General features: G+C 67.6%; 11 protein-coding genes. 10 read left to right on the top strand and 1 reads right to left on the bottom strand.

The window, feature by feature from the left end:
- The first annotated feature begins 69 nt into the window (after positions 1–69).
- Both OH799_RS34755 and OH799_RS34750 read left to right on the top strand, forming a co-directional pair.
- On the top strand, positions 70–1176 hold the full coding sequence (locus OH799_RS34755) for a sensor histidine kinase (RefSeq protein ID WP_406273327.1): 1107 nt from the start codon (positions 70–72) through the stop codon (positions 1174–1176).
- Positions 1173–1835, top strand: coding sequence for a response regulator (locus OH799_RS34750; RefSeq protein ID WP_406273324.1), 663 nt, complete (start codon positions 1173–1175; stop codon positions 1833–1835). The genes OH799_RS34755 and OH799_RS34750 overlap by 4 nt, the downstream gene beginning before the upstream one ends.
- Before the next feature lie 113 nt (positions 1836–1948).
- Here the strand turns inward: OH799_RS34750 and dnaE are convergent, their stop codons facing one another.
- Complete coding sequence (gene dnaE, locus OH799_RS34745; RefSeq protein ID WP_406273322.1) at positions 1949–5497, bottom strand: DNA polymerase III subunit alpha; 3549 nt, start codon at positions 5495–5497, stop codon at positions 1949–1951.
- Between the two features lie 387 nt (positions 5498–5884).
- Here dnaE and OH799_RS34740 point away from each other — a divergent pair, with 387 nt between their 5' ends.
- The 8 genes from OH799_RS34740 (at position 5885) to acs (ending at position 15029) form a co-directional block, all read left to right on the top strand.
- A complete protein-coding gene (locus tag OH799_RS34740; RefSeq protein WP_406273319.1) occupies positions 5885–6364 on the top strand; it encodes a hypothetical protein in 480 nt (159 codons plus the stop codon).
- A 140-nt stretch (positions 6365–6504) separates the two neighbouring features.
- Positions 6505–7695 carry a sensor histidine kinase gene (locus tag OH799_RS34735; RefSeq protein ID WP_406273317.1) on the top strand — a complete coding sequence of 397 codons (1191 nt, stop codon included), beginning with the start codon at positions 6505–6507 and terminating at the stop codon, positions 7693–7695.
- A gap of 84 nt (positions 7696–7779) precedes the next feature.
- Complete coding sequence (locus OH799_RS34730) at positions 7780–8577, top strand: LytR/AlgR family response regulator transcription factor (RefSeq protein WP_406273314.1); 798 nt, start codon at positions 7780–7782, stop codon at positions 8575–8577.
- Positions 8574–8939, top strand: coding sequence for a hypothetical protein (locus OH799_RS34725; protein WP_406273311.1), 366 nt, complete (start codon positions 8574–8576; stop codon positions 8937–8939). The genes OH799_RS34730 and OH799_RS34725 overlap by 4 nt, the downstream gene beginning before the upstream one ends.
- A 129-nt stretch (positions 8940–9068) precedes the next feature.
- Positions 9069–10823, top strand: coding sequence for a cation acetate symporter (locus OH799_RS34720; protein WP_406282872.1), 1755 nt, complete (start codon positions 9069–9071; stop codon positions 10821–10823).
- A 188-nt stretch (positions 10824–11011) separates the two neighbouring features.
- Positions 11012–11368, top strand: a complete 357-nt coding sequence (locus OH799_RS34715) for a DUF485 domain-containing protein (RefSeq protein ID WP_357268447.1) — start codon at positions 11012–11014, stop codon at positions 11366–11368.
- 5 nt (positions 11369–11373) lie between these two features.
- Entirely contained in the window at positions 11374–13002 is a 1629-nt protein-coding gene (locus tag OH799_RS34710) for a cation acetate symporter (protein WP_406282869.1), read from the top strand.
- 50 nt (positions 13003–13052) lie between these two features.
- Positions 13053–15029: an acetate--CoA ligase gene (gene acs, locus OH799_RS34705; RefSeq protein WP_406273307.1), complete on the top strand. Its 1977-nt coding sequence runs from the start codon at positions 13053–13055 to the stop codon at positions 15027–15029.
- Positions 15030–15057 lie beyond the last annotated feature (28 nt).

The following is a 15057-nucleotide window of genomic DNA, read 5'->3' as shown; positions in this document are numbered from 1 at the left end:
GTGTGCGGTAGGCGGCTGATCATCCGTGCGCGGGAGTTGCCTGCGCGAAGATCCAGCTAGGGTGCATGCATGAGCAGGGGACGGATCGGAGACTGGGCGATCGCCCTCGGCCTGTCGGCTATCCTTCTGGTCGCCGGGCTGTCGACGCAACACTCCCCCGCAAGTCTGGATCCGCTGGGCTACACGTTGTTGATAACCAGCGGTCTGGCACTGGCTGCGCGCCGCTGGGCTCCGGTCACCGTGCTGACCGTGACCGGGTTGTGCGCGCTGGGTTACCAAGCCGTCGGTTTCGACGTCCCTGCCGTCGCGTTCCTGTTCGCGGTATATGCCGCCGTGCGGGCGGGACACCGCATGACCACGGCGGCGGCGTCGGTGACCATGCTGGCCGCTCTCCCGCTCGCGGCCCTGGCCTCCCTGCACAACACGGGCGAGGCGTTCGCGCAGGCCCGAGGCGCCCTCGAGCTGGCCTGGTTGATCGCGGCCGGTGCCGCGGGGGAAGCGCTGCGGCAAGCTGAGCGGCGGGCCGAGGAAGCCGAGCACACCAAGGAGGAGACCGCGCGACGCCGCGCCGACGAGGAACGGCTGCATATCGCGCGGGAGCTGCACGATTCGCTCACCCACCAGATCTCGGTCATCAAGGTGCAGTCCGAGGCTGCCGTTCACGTGGCCGGCAAGCGGGGCGAAGAGGTGCCCGAGGCCCTGCTGGCGATCCGGGAGGCCGGTCGTGAGGCGGCCCGGGAACTGCGAGCGACCCTGGAGGCGCTGCGCGACGACGGCAAGAACCCGCCGCAAGGGCTCGCCCACGTCCCGGACCTGGTGGCACGGGCCCGTACGACCGGCCTGGACGCCACGTTGACGATCGAAGGACACCACCAGGACGTGCCAGCCGCGGTGGACCGGACCATCTACCGAATTGTTCAGGAGTCGCTGACCAACGTCGCCAGGCACGCCGCCGCCGCGACTGCGTCGGTCCGGATCGATTATCGCCCTGACGCTCTGGTCATCCGGGTCGACGACGACGGCAAGGCCACCTCGGATACCGCGTCGGTGCCCGGCGTCGGGCTGCTCGGAATGCGTGAACGAGTCACCGCCCTCGGCGGTCGCCTGCGGGCGGCACCACGCAGCGAAGGCGGCTTCTCCGTACATGCCGAACTGCCCGTGGACCCAACGCCATGATCCGTGTCCTGCTGGTCGACGACCAGCCGCTCATTCGCAGCGGATTCCGCGCGCTCCTCGACCTCGAGGACGACATCGAGGTCGTGGCCGAGGCCGCCGACGGGAGCGAGGGCCTGGCGCTGGCCAGGGAACACCTGCCCGACATCGCGCTCATCGACATTCAGATGCCGGTCATCGACGGCATCGAGGCGACGCGGCGCATCGCCGCGGACCCGACCCTGGCCGGGGTGCACGTCGTCATCCTGACCAACTACGGCTTGGACGAACACGTCTTCCACGCGCTGCGCGCCGGCGCGGCCGGATTCCTTGTCAAGGACATCCAGCCGGAAGATTTTCTCCACTCCGTCCGCGTCGCCGCACGCGGCGACGCCCTGCTCGCACCGTCGATCACCCGCCGGCTGATCAACCGGTACCTCACCCAGCCGCTCGATATCGGCATCGGCGCGGGGCTGAAAGAACTGACCAACCGCGAACGCGAGGCCGTAGCCCTGGTTGCGCAGGGCCTGTCCAACGACCAGATCGCCGACCGCATGGTGATCAGCCCGCTGACCGCGAAAACCCACATCAACCGAGCCATGACCAAGCTGCACGCCCACGACCGCGCCCAACTCGTGGTCCTCGCCTACGAATCCGGCCTGGTAACCCCGCGCAACTCCTGACATGCACAGTCTGCCTGCCTGAGCAGGTCTCGAGGTTGTTTCCGAGGTCATCGTTTCAGCCATGAGTCCCGAGCAGATCGAGTAGCAGTTGATTCGTGACCGTGCGGAACCCGTCAGCTGGCCAGGCAGCTCGGGCCGAGCAGCGCCTTGAGGTCGCCCATCAGTGCTGATGACGGCGAAACACGCAGGCTCTCATCGAGTTTCCACAGCGTGGTCTTGTCTCGGGCGCCGACATGTCGGACGTGGACATCTGAGGTGCCGGGGTGCCTGCACAAGACCCGCTTGAGTTCGCCGATCTTGTCCGGTGTGCACATCCGAGTGGTGACGGTGACCGCGAGCGGCTTGGCGACGCCGATCGCCGACAGGTCGGGGACGGCGAGATCGTTGGCGATCAACGAGATCCGATCGTCGCGGACCGAGACGCGGGCCTTCACCAGCACCACCGCGTCCTCGACCACGTCCATGCCGTACACCGAGTAGGACTGCGGGAAGAACAGCACCTCGATGCCGCCGGTGAGGTCCTCCAGCTGCGCGGACGCCCAGGCCAAGCCGTTCTTGTTGATACGACGGTTCACCGAGGCGAGGATGCCGCCGATAGTCACCTGGGTGCCGTCCTTGATGTCGCCTTCCAGAATGGCGGGGATCTGCGTATCCGCCTGTGCCGCCAGCACATGCTCGATGCCGTTGAGCGGATGCCCGGACACGTACAGCCCGAGCATCTCCCGCTCCAGCGCGAGCCGGTGCTTGGATTCCCACTCCTCGTCGGGCACCTTCACGTTGAACACCGAGGTGACCGACTCGTCCGCGTCCAGACCGCCGAACAGGTCGAACTGACCGATCGCCTCGGCCTTCTTGGTTGCCATGACAGCGTCGATGGCGTCGGAGTGAATCAGCAGCAGGCCCTTGCGCGGATGCCCGAGCGAGTCGAAACCGCCCGCCTTGATGAGAGATTCGGTGACCTTCTTGCTCGCCGCGATCGCGTCGATCTTGTTCAGGTAGTCGGAGAAGTCGGTGAACTTCGACTTCTCCTTGCGCGCCTGGATGATCGAGGCAACGACGTTCGCACCGACATTGCGCACCGCGCCGAGGCCGAAGCGGATGTCTTTGCCGACGGAGGCGAAGTTCTGCTCGGACTCGTTGACGTCCGGCGGCAGCACGGTGATGCCGAGGCGGCGGCAGTCCGAGAGGTAGACCGCGGCCTTGTCCTTGTCGTCACCGACCGAGGTCAGCAGACCCGCCATGTATTCAGCCGGGTAGTTGGCCTTGAGGTAGGCGGTCCAGAACGAGACGAGGCCGTAGCCCGCGGCGTGCGACTTGTTGAACGCGTAGCCGGCGAACGGGAGGATGGTGTCCCACAGCGCCTTCACCGCGCCCTCGGAGAATCCGTTCGCGGTCATGCCCTCGTGGAAACCCTTGTACTCGGCTTCGAGGACCTCGAGCTTCTTCTTACCCATCGCCTTGCGCAGCGCGTCGGCCTTGCCCATGGAGTAGGAGGCGACCTTCTGCGCGATGAACATGATCTGCTCTTGATAGACGATCAGACCGTAGGTCTCGGCGAGGATGTCTTTGAGCGGCTCCTCCAGCTCCGGGTGGATCGGTTTGATCGGCTGACGCTCGTTCTTGCGGTCGGCGTAGTCGTTGTGCGCGTTCATGCCCATCGGGCCGGGACGGTACAGCGCGAGCACGGCGACGATGTCGTTGAAGCCGGTGGGCTGCATGCGGCGCAGCAGATCGCGCATGGGGCCACCGTCGAGCTGGAAGACGCCGAGAGTATCACCGCGGGAAAGCAATTCGTAGGTGGCCGGATCGTCCAGCGGCAGGTTGTCCATGTCGAGATCGATGCCGCGGTTGGCCTTGATGTTGTCCAGCGCGTCACCGATCACGGTGAGGTTGCGCAGGCCGAGGAAGTCCATCTTCAGCAGGCCGATTGCCTCGCAGGACGGGTAGTCCCAGCCGGTGATGATCGCCCCGTCCTGCGGCCGCTTCCACACCGGGATGGCGTCCATCAGCGGCTCGGAGGACATGATCACCGCGCAGGCGTGCACGCCGGCGTTGCGGATCAGACCCTCCAGCCCGCGCGCGGTCTCGTAGATCTTGGCGACATCCGGATTGTTGCCGATGAGCTCGCGGACCTCGGCGGCTTCCTTGTACCGCTCGTGGTCGGGGTCCATGATGCCCGAGAGGGGAATGTCCTTGGCCATGATCGGCGGCGGCAGCGCCTTGGAAATCTGGTCGGCGATGGCGAACCCGGGCTGGCCGAACTGGACGCGCGCGGAGTCCTTGATCGCGGCCTTGGTTTTAATCGTGCCGAACGTGATCACCTGGGCAACCCGGTCCGTGCCCCACTTCTCGGTGGCGTAACGGACCATCTCACCGCGACGGCGATCGTCGAAGTCGATATCGATATCCGGCGCGGACGGGCGCTCCGGATTCAGGAACCGCTCGAACAGCAGGCCGTGCGGCAGCGGGTCGATATTGGTGATGCCCAGCGCGTACGCCACCAGTGAGCCAGCCGCCGAACCACGGCCGGGGCCGACCCGAATGCCTACCTCCTTCGCGTGCGCGACGAGGTCGCCGACGACGAGGAAATAGGCCGGGAAGCCTTTTTGCTTGATGACGTCGAGCTCGAAATAGGCGCGGCTGTAGTACTCCTCGGGCACCCCGTCGGGGAAGCGACGCGCCAAACCGCGGTCGACCTCTTTGCGCAGCCAGGAATCCTGGTCCTCCCCCTCGGGCACGGGAAACACCGGCATGCGGTCCTTGAAGGCCCACACGTCGTCGTAGGACTGGACCCGCTCGCCGATCAGCACCGTGCTGTCGCACGCGCCGGGCACCTCGGCGTCCCAGAGCGCGCGCATCTCCTCGGCGGACTTGAGGTAGTAGCCGTCACCGTCGAACTTGAACCGGGTCGGGTCGGAGAGCGTTTTGCCGGTCTGCACACACAGCAGCGCCTCGTGGTTGCTGGACTGATCCTTGGTGACATAGTGGCAGTCGTTCGTGGCCAGCGGCCGGATGCCGAGCTGCTTGCCGATGTTCAGCAATCCCTCGCGAACCCGGCGCTCGATGGACAGCCCGTGGTCCATCACCTCGAGGAAGAAGTTGTCCTTGCCGAAGATCTCCTGCCACTTGGCCGCGGCCTCCAGCGCCTCACGGTCGTGGCCGAGGCGAAGGCGGGTCTGCACCTCGCCGGACGGGCAACCCGTCGTCGCGATGATGCCCTCCGCGTACTGGGCGATGATCTCCTCGTCCATGCGCGCCCACTTGCCGAGCTGGCCCTCGATCGAGGCCAGGGAGGACAGTGTGAACAGGTTGCGCAGGCCGGTCGCGGTCTCGGCGACCATCGTCATGTGGGTGTAGGCGCCCGAACCCGAGACGTCATCACCCTTCTGGCTGGGGTCACCCCACTGCACTCGCTTGGTGTCGAACCGGGAGCCGGGCGCGATGTAGGCCTCGATGCCGATGATCGGTTTGACGTCGTGCTTCTTGGCGGAGTTGTAGAACTCCGACGCCCCGTACATGTTGCCGTGGTCGGTCATTCCGACCGCGGTCATGCCCAACCGTTTCGCCTCGGTGAACAGCGGGGATATCTTGGCCGCGCCATCGAGCATGGAGTACTCGGTGTGGTTGTGCAGGTGAACGAACGATCCGGACGAGGCGGCCAAGACGGTCCTTCCTCCCAAGGTCTCGACGGGGGTTGGCTGGACCGATTCTAGGGGTCGCCACCGACTGGTTCGTCCAGGCTCGCTGTCGCATCGCAGGCGCCCGGCGTGTCGGTGGTGAAGATCACCGGCGCGTCCTGCCGACTCGCGGTTTAAGCGGCTGATTTCCGCGAGTGTCGGGTGTCCGGGCGTCTTGCGCCGGAGGAATGTCCGGCCGGACCGATCGTTGTCGAGCACCGGCACCTGCACGTCGACCACACCGGTCGGCAGCAGTCCGCGCGGATCGCTGGGAGTTCCGGCGGACCCGGCCATGGTCGTGGCACGACTGTAGGCTCGGTCTCCCTCCCCGACGACGGTATCGGGTGCGTCGTACGGGGATGGACGCATGGCATGACAGACACTGATGTCCCCAAACTTGTGGAGGTGTCCATGAATTCGACGAAAGCACTGTTCACCGTTTCCGCCGCGGCCTTCGCGGCCCTGCTCGCGGCGGCCGCGCCCGCCGCGGCGGCCCCGGAGGGCAAGTTCGCCACCATCTACACCCTCGCCCAGGGACCATGCGTGGGCCAGGTCGACGCCTCGGTCAACGGCAACGCCTACCCGAACCAAGCGGCGTTCACTGTGAGCTCGACGCTGATCGGCGTCGGGCCGTGCACCCTGCCGATCACGCTGAACTGGCGAAACGTCGACACCGGTGCCGCGGGCGTGTTCGCGGTGACTGCGCAGGGGCCGGGATACTGGGGCAACAGCGGGCACTCCGCGCTGTTCGCGCCCGGCTCCGGACGGTTCGCAGCGACCGTCACCATCGGCGCGGTGCATATGCCCGAGCTGGGCCCGATCGAGTTCACCGTGCCGGCCTACCAGGGCTAGCCCACTCCATACCGAACCGCGTCCGCGGCGTCGGCGGGGTCGGGGTTCCGCCGCCGCTTCGTGCGGCGGAACCCGACCCCGCGCCGCGCACGGGTCCGCTACCGCGATAATCGGCGTATGGACCGCCGCCAGTGCCCGCGATGACCACCGCGCTCGCCGCCGTGGTCGCCGCGGCGCTGATCACCGGTGCGCTGCTGATCGGGCTGCGCACCCGCCGGGTGGTGACGACGCCGGCCGAGCGGGCGGTGCATTCGGCGCTGCACACCGCGTCACTCGCTGCGGTCCCGCTGCGGCGCGGGCTCACGAGGGAATCGGCGCGCGAGGCTGCGCCGCATCTACGCGCACTCACCGGCGCCGAGGCACTCGCCATGGCCGACGCCGACGGCACGCTGCTGGCCTGGGAAGGACCGCACGCCGAGCTGGCGGAGTACTTCACCGAAGCCGCCGAGCGGGCCGTCGCCGGTGAACGGCCGGCGCTCATAGCCGGGCCCGGGCGCGGCGAGCACGCCGGACGCACCCTGATTACGCAGCCGCTGCTGATCGAGTCCACCGGGGTGGCCGGGGTGCTCGGCGTGGTGACCAGCGGACAACCCGGTCCCGGCTGGCTCGGTGCGGTCGCCGAGGTGGCGCGGTATGCCTGCGGCCAGCTCGAATTGGCCGAGCTGGACGCCTCGCGGGCCCGACTCGACCGCGCCGAGGTGCGCGCGCTGCGCGCCCAGATCAGCCCGCATTTCATCTACAACGCGCTGAACACCATCGCCTCATTTGTCCGCACCGACCCCGCGCGGGCCCGGGAGCTGATCCTCGAGTTCGCCGACTTCACCAGGTACTCCTTCCGCGCCGCGGGCGAATTCACCGTGCTGGCCGACGAACTGCGCAATATCGAGCGATACCTGGCACTCGAGCGGGCCCGCTTCGGCGACGCACTCGAGGTGCGCCTGCGGATCGCACCGGAGGTGCTCGGCGTCGTCCTGCCCTTCCTCGCGCTGCAGCCGCTGGTGGAGAACGCGGTGCGACATGGGCTGGCCGGTACGACGCAGGGCGGCGGCACCGTCAGCATCGTCGCTGCCGACGCCGGCACCGACTGCGTGATCAGCGTCGAGGACGATGGCGTCGGCATGGACCCGGACCTGCTGCGTTCCGGTGCGCTCGACGCCGAAACGGACGCGGCAGGGTCCGGCGAGTCCGCGCACGTCGGGCTCGCCAACGTCGACGACCGGCTGCGCGCGGCGTTCGGCGACGACTACGGCCTGGTCGTCGAAACCGCGCCCGGTGCAGGCACGAAGGTCAGCCTCCGCGTCCCTAAATTCCGCGCGGGCATCCGCGCGTGAGTCCGGCACGCCCCCATGAGCGGCGGATCGTGGCATCGATACCCGATCCATGGCCGGAAACCCAGCGCATACGATGGACCGATTGTGACCCGCGCGACCGGAAACTCGACGGGCGCGCTGCGCGTGCTCGCCGTGGACGACGAGAAACCCGCTCTGGACGAGCTGGTGTATCTGCTGCGCGCGCGAGCCGAGATCGGCGAGATCCACGCGGCGGGCGACGCGACGAGCGCACTGCGGGTGCTGCGTGCGCATCCGGTCGACGCCGTGTTCCTGGACATCAATATGCCCGGGCTCGACGGTATGGAGTTGGCCGGGATCCTGTCGGAGTTCGCGAATCCGCCCGCGGTGGTGTTCGTGACCGCGCACGACGACCGTGCTATCGCGGCGTTCGACCTCGGCGCCGTGGACTATCTGCTCAAGCCGCTGCGTGAGGTGCGGCTCGCGGCAGCGGTACGGCGGATCGCCGTGACGCGCAGCGCGTCGCACCACCCCACCGGGGAAGCGCAGGCCGATCCGAGCGAGGTCATTCCCGTCGAACTGGGCGGGCTGACCACGCTGGTGCCGCGCTCGACGGTGAGCTGGGTGGAGGCGGATGGGGACTACGCGCGGCTGCACACCAGCGGCGGCTCCCATCTGGTGCGGATCCCGTTGTCGGCGTTGGAATCCCGATGGCAGAACGCGGGGTTTCTCCGGGTGCACCGGTCGTATCTGGTTGCGCTGCGACTGGTGACCGGGATGCGCACGGTCGGCAGCGGGACCGTCGTGTGCCTGCGCGCCGAGGGCAACGCGGTGGCGGTCGAATTGCCGGTCAGCCGCAGGCAGGTGCGTGAGTTGAAACAGCGGCTGGTGCACGACCCCCGGCAACGGTGGGGCAACCAGTGACCGGGCCGCAGCGTCCGGCGCGGCAGCGAGTAGTGCTGTCGCAGCGGCGCGGAGCGCGGCGAGTGCGTACCCGGGTGGAGGTGGCCGAACAGACCGGGATCGGCGAAGCGCTCATCGGTGGTCTGATCCGCGCACAGCTCGGGCTGGCACTGCGGCTGGGCCTGGTGCCGGTCGCCGTGTTGTGCGCGCTACCGGTGCTGTTCCAGATCGGCCCGGTCGGGTCGGTGGTGCTGCTGGGGGTGCGGTTGCCGTGGCTGCTGCTCGGCGGCGCTGTGTACCCGCTGCTGTTTCTGATCGGCCGGTCGTATGTGCGCCAAGCCGAGCGCAACGAGCAGGATTTCCTCGAGCTGGCCGAGGATTGACATGCGCTCGTACCGAACCGTGATGCCGCCGACGCGAACCACCGGATACCTCCGCGGTCTCGCCGGCACGGAATCTGCTTGGATCGACGACTCCGTTTCGGCGCGGGCCGCGGTGCGCCGGGCTTCGGCGTGACCGCCGGGCCCGCCCCCGTGCTGACGGTGGCCGCATTGGTACTCGCGGCGCTGGCCACGGTCGCGATCGGCGCGTACGGAGTACGCCTCGCGCGCACCACCTCCGACTTCCTGGTCGCGTCGCGCAGCGTGGGACCGCGCTGGAACGCCGCCGCCATTTCCGGCGAATACCTGTCGGCTGCTTCGTTCCTCGGTGTCGCCGGGTTGATCGCGAAGTACGGCGCGGACGCGCTGTGGTACCCGGTGGGCTTCACCGCCGGATATCTCGCGCTGCTGTTGTTCGTCGCGGCCCCGCTGCGGCGCTCGGGCGCGTACACGGTGCCCGACTTCGCCGAATTTCGATTGGGCTCACTGCGCTTGCGCAGGCTGGCCGCGACCGTCGTCGTGCTGGTGTGCGCGGTGTATCTGATCCCGCAGTTCCAGGGGGCGGGATTGACGCTGCACTTTTTGCTCGGCGTCCCGGATTGGGTGGGCGCGGCAGCGGTAGGCGGGATCGTGATCGCGAACGTGGTCGGGGGCGGGATGCGGTCGATCACGCTGGTCCAGGCTTTCCAGTACTGGTTGAAGCTGACCGCGGTGGCGATTCCGGCGCTGGTGCTGCTCGGGCACTTCCTTGTCGAGGACCGTGCGCTCGGCGCGCCCGCTCCCCCCGTGGTGGCCGAACGCACCGTGGTCGACGTGACCACCGACGTGGTGGTGCAGGTCGGCGCGCCGCAGCAGGTTTCGATCTCGGGTACCTTCGACGGCCGCACGGTCGACGGTCCGGTCCAACTGACGGCGGGTGCGCACGAGCTGGCGGCGGGCACGCGGCTGGTACTGGACGCGGGTGCAGCGGTACCGGTCGTCGCGGGCGCTCCCGCGGACGGCGCGGGCTGGCTGGCGCCGGGCGGTGGCCTCGGCGGGCCGCATCCGACCTACCAGGTGTACTCACTGATCCTCGCCACTTTCCTCGGCACCATGGGGCTGCCGCATGTGCTGGTGCGCTTCTACACCAACCCCGACGGAAGGGCTGCCCGCGCGACAGCGCTCGCGGTGATCGGCCTGGTCGGGCTGTTCTACCTGTTTCCGGTGCTGCTCGGCGTCTTCGCGCGGCTGTACGTGCCGCAGCTTCTGATCACCGGGACCTCCGACGCCGCGGTGGTGTTGCTGCCGGGGTCGGTGCTCGGCGGGCTGCCGGGACAACTGCTCGCGGCGCTGGTGGCGGCGGGTGCGATCGCTGCGTTCCTGTCCACCTCCTCGGGACTGCTGGTGAGCATCGCGGGTGTGCTCAGCACCGACATGCTGCGCGGGCGGATTCGCGACTTCCGCGCCGCGGCGCTGGTCGCCGGCACGGTGCCGCTCGCGCTGTCGCTGACGGTCGTTTCGCTGGATTTGTCACGCACCGTGGGCTTGGCGTTCGCGGTGGCCGCATCGACACTGTGCCCGCTGCTGGTGCTCGGTATCTGGTGGCGCGGGTTGACCGCGACGGGCGCGGCCGCCGGTCTCGGCACGGGTGGAATCGCGGCGGGCGCGGCGACGGCCGTCTCGGTCACTGGCGGACTGTCGGACGAGGTGGCGGGCGGATGGCCCGCGGCGATGCTCGGCTACCCTGCGGCGATCAGCGTTCCTGCGGCGTTCGCCACCATGGTGCTGGTCAGCAAGTTCACCCGCGGGCTCGGCAGCAGAAGCGTCGGCCACATCTTCGTCCGGATGCACGCGCCGGAGCGCCTGGGGATGGGCGCCGACCGCGAGCGCGGCCTGCGCTCCGACTGACCGACCGCGGCGCCTTTCCAGGCTCCCTGCCGAATACGACCCGCGCTAGAACCGTTCGTCGCGCCGTATCGACCGCTCACCGCAGATTCGGCCACCTTCATGGAGTGACTCACACCACATATTCCGGTCTATGGGCGTGGCTGGCTACCGTCCTGAAGACGCAAGCCATGTCACACGCTAGGACCATCATGACCAGTATCAATCTCGACAACACCGCCAAGCGGCGGGCGCCGGGCGCCGCAGCCTTCGCCGAAGTCCAGGCCGGTCCCCAGTTCCAAGAACTGCGAACACGGCTGCGCCGCTTCGTGTTTCCGATGACAGCGCTCTTCCTGGTCTGGTACCTCGGCTACGTGCTGCTCGGCGCGTACGCGCACGATCTGATGTCCCGCGCGGTGGTCGGCGACATCAACGTCGGATTGCTGCTCGGGCTCGGCCAATTCGTGTCCACCTTTGCCATCACCGCGCTGTACGTCCGGTTTGCCAATCGGGAACTGGATCCGCGTGCGGCCGCCATCCGTGGTTACCTCGAGGGGGATCGGGCGTGAACACCGTGCACATCTACGCGGCGGCGGCGACGGTCGGCAACCCGGTCGCCAATATCGCCATCTTCGCCGCCTTCGTCGCGATCACCATGGTCGTGGTGATCCGGGCCAGCCGCAACAACGCCACCGCCGCCGACTACTTCACCGGAGGGCGCGGCTTCTCCGGACCGCAGAACGGCATTGCCATCGCGGGCGACTACCTTTCGGCCGCAAGCTTTCTCGGCATCGCGGGCGCCATCGCGGTCTACGGCTACGACGGCTTCCTCTACTCCATCGGTTTCCTGGTCGCATGGCTGGTCGCTCTGTTGCTCGTCGCCGAGATGCTCAGGAACACCGGCAAATTCACCATGGCCGACGTGCTGAGCTTCCGGCTGAAGGAAGGGCCGGTGCGCACCGCTGCCGCACTGTCCACCCTCGCGGTTTCGCTGTTCTATCTACTCGCGCAGATGGCGGGCGCGGGCGGACTGGTCGCGCTGCTGCTGGACATCTCCGACAAGACCGGGCAATCCATCGTGATCGCCGCAGTCGGCCTTCTGATGATCGTGTACGTGCTGGTCGGCGGCATGAAGGGCACCACATGGGTGCAGATCATCAAGGCGGTGCTGCTGATCGTCGGTGCCGCACTGATGACGGTGATGGTGTTCGCCAAGTTCGGTTTCAATTTCTCGGACATCCTCGGCTCCGCACAGGCCGCGGTGTCCGGCTCGACGAACAAGGGCGTCGCCGCCCGCGACGTGCTCGCGCCGGGAGCGCAGTACGGCGGCAGCGAAACCTCGAAGCTGAACTTCGTCTCGCTCGGGCTGGCGCTGGTGCTGGGCACGGCGGGCCTGCCGCACGTGCTGATGCGGTTCTACACCGTGCCCACCGCCAAGGAGGCGCGCCGGTCAGTGGTGTGGGCGATCGCACTGATCGGCGCGTTCTACCTGTTCACCCTGGTGCTCGGCTACGGAGCGGCCGCGATCGTCGGCCCGGATCGTATCCTGGCCGCCGCGGGCGGGCAGAATTCGGCGGCACCGCTGCTGGCGTTCGAACTCGGCGGCGTCGTACTGCTCGGCGTGATCTCCGCGGTCGCCTTCGCCACCATCCTCGCGGTGGTCGCGGGCCTGACCATCACCGCGTCGGCGTCGTTCGCGCATGACATCTATGCCAACGTCATCAAGCGAGGCAAAGCCGGTGAGCGCGAACAGGTTCGGGTCTCGCGGATCACGGCCGTGGTGATCGGCGTGCTGGCCATCGCCCTCGGCATCCTCGCCAACGGGCAGAACGTGGCCTTCCTGGTGGCGCTCGCTTTCGCGGTTGCCGCGTCCGCGAATCTGCCGACCATTCTGTACTCGCTGTTCTGGCGGCGGTTCAACACCAGCGGCGCGCTCTGGAGCATGTATGGCGGTCTCCTCTCCACCATCGTGCTGATCGTGTTCTCCCCCGCGGTCTCCGGCACCAAGTCCTCGATGCTGCCCGGGTCGGATTTCGACTGGTTCCCGCTGTCGAACCCGGGAATCGTCTCCATCCCGCTGGCGTTCGCGCTCGGCATCGTCGGGACTTTCGTCGGAGGCAGGTCCGAGGACTCGGACAAGGCCGCCGAGATGGAGGTTCGCTCGCTCACCGGCGTGGGCGCCGAGAAGGCGGTGGTGCATTGATCGCTGCCTGATATTCCTGTCCCCCCTTGCTTTTTCGTTAGGAGATTCGTGTGACCCGCGCTACCACCGATGACCGCGACACTGTCCCTGCCGCGTACCCGCCCAGCGCGGACTTCGCCGCCGACGCGAACGCCGACGCGACGTCGTACGACCGGGCGCAAGCCGATCGGCTGGACTTCTGGGGTGAGCAGGCCGATCGGTTGCAGTGGCATCGACCGTTCGACCAGGTACTGGACTGGAGTGCCGCGCCGGTGGCGAAATGGTTTGTCGGCGGCACTCTCAACGTCGCCTACAACTGTGTGGACCGGCACGTCTTGGACGGACACGGCGACCAGATCGCTATTCAGTGGGAAGGCGAGCCCGGCGATTCCCGCGCCATCACCTACGCAGAACTGCTCGCCGAGGTCTGCCGGGCCGCCAACTACCTCACCGAACTCGGGCTGCGGGCCGGTGACCGCGTGGCGGTATACATGCCGATGGTGCCCGAGGCCATCATCTCCATGCTCGCCTGCGCCCGCCTGGGCCTGACCCACTCGGTCGTGTTCGCCGGATTCTCCCCCACCGCCCTACGGCAACGAGTCGACGACGCCGGTGCCCGGCTGATCATCACCACCGACGGGCAGTGGCGACGCGGGACGGCCACACCACTCAAAGCCGCGGTCGACGAGGCGTTGAGCGGCGACCCATCGACAGTCGAGCATGTGCTCGTGGTCCGCCGCACCGGTATCGAGGTGCCCTGGACCCAGCACCGCGACCTGTGGTGGCACGACACGGTCGAGCACGCCTCACCCGAACACGAAGCCCAACCCTTCGACGCCGAACACCCCCTGTTCATCCTCTACACCTCCGGCACCACCGGAAAACCCAAAGGCATCCTGCACACCACCGGCGGCTACCTCACCCAAACCTCCTACACCCACCACATCGTCTTCGACCACAAACCCGGACAAGACATCTACTGGTGCACCGCCGACATCGGCTGGATCACCGGACACAGCTACATCGTCTATGGACCGTTGTCCAACCGCGCCACCCAAGTCGTCTACGAAGGCACCCCCAACTTCCCCGACGAACACCGACACTGGCAGATCATCGAAAAATACGGCGTCACTCTCTACTACACCGCACCCACCCTGGTACGCACCTTCATGAAATGGGGAAGAGAAATCCCCGCCGCCCACGATCTGACCTCGCTGCGGCTGCTCGGATCGGTCGGCGAACCGATCAACCCCGAAGCCTGGCGCTGGTACCGCGAGGTGATCGGCGCCGACCGCACCCCGATCGTGGACACTTGGTGGCAGACCGAAACCGGCGCCATCATGATCTCCCCACTGCCCGGGGTCACCACCACCAAACCCGGCGCCGCCATGACACCACTGCCCGGCATCTCCGCACGGGTGGTCGACGAAGACGGCAAACCAGTACAGAAAGCCGAGACCGACGCTGATTCCCCGGACCGCTCCGCGGTCGTCGGCTACCTCGTACTCGACCAGCCATGGCCCGCCATGCTGCGCGGCATCTGGGGCGATACGGAACGCTTCCACGAAACCTACTGGACACGCTTCGCCGAACAAGGCTGGTACTTCGCCGGCGACGGCGCCACCCTCGACACCGACGGCGACCTCTGGATACTCGGCCGCATCGATGACGTCATGAACGTCTCCGGCCACCGCATCTCCACCGCCGAAGTCGAATCCGCCCTCGTCGGACACAGCGGCGTCGCCGAAGCCGCGGTCGTCGGCGCCACCGACGCCACCACCGGCCAAGGCATCGTCGCCTTCGTCATCCTCACCGCCGAAACCGAGAACACCGGAACCGAGCTGGTCGACGAGCTCAAAGCAGAAGTGACCAAACAAATCAGCCCGATCGCACGACCCAGACAAATCCACATCGTTCCCGAACTACCCAAAACCCGCAGCGGCAAGATCATGCGCCGCCTACTCCGCGACATCGCCGAAGGACGCGAACTCGGCGACACCTCCACCCTGGTCGACCCGAAAGTATTCGAAGCGATCGCCCGCGGGTAACCCGAGAGAACGGCGGACCCGGCCCCAG

The sequence above is a fragment of the Nocardia sp. NBC_00881 genome, assembly GCF_045207455.1.
GTDB lineage: Bacteria > Actinomycetota > Actinomycetes > Mycobacteriales > Mycobacteriaceae > Nocardia.
The sequence above is the reverse complement of the archived record's forward strand: the minus strand, read 5'-3'. Positions and strand labels throughout refer to the sequence as shown.

Excerpts from the sequence above, each read along its gene's own strand:
- OH799_RS34755 (WP_406273327.1), top strand. The coding sequence starts at position 70 with ATGAGCAGGGGACGGATCGGAGACTGGGCGATCGCCCTCGGCCTGTCG.
- OH799_RS34750 (WP_406273324.1), top strand. The coding sequence starts at position 1,173 with ATGATCCGTGTCCTGCTGGTCGACGACCAGCCGCTCATTCGCAGCGGA.
- OH799_RS34740 (WP_406273319.1), top strand. The coding sequence starts at position 5,885 with ATGACAGACACTGATGTCCCCAAACTTGTGGAGGTGTCCATGAATTCG.
- OH799_RS34735 (WP_406273317.1), top strand. The coding sequence starts at position 6,505 with ATGACCACCGCGCTCGCCGCCGTGGTCGCCGCGGCGCTGATCACCGGT.
- OH799_RS34715 (WP_357268447.1), top strand. The coding sequence starts at position 11,012 with ATGACCAGTATCAATCTCGACAACACCGCCAAGCGGCGGGCGCCGGGC.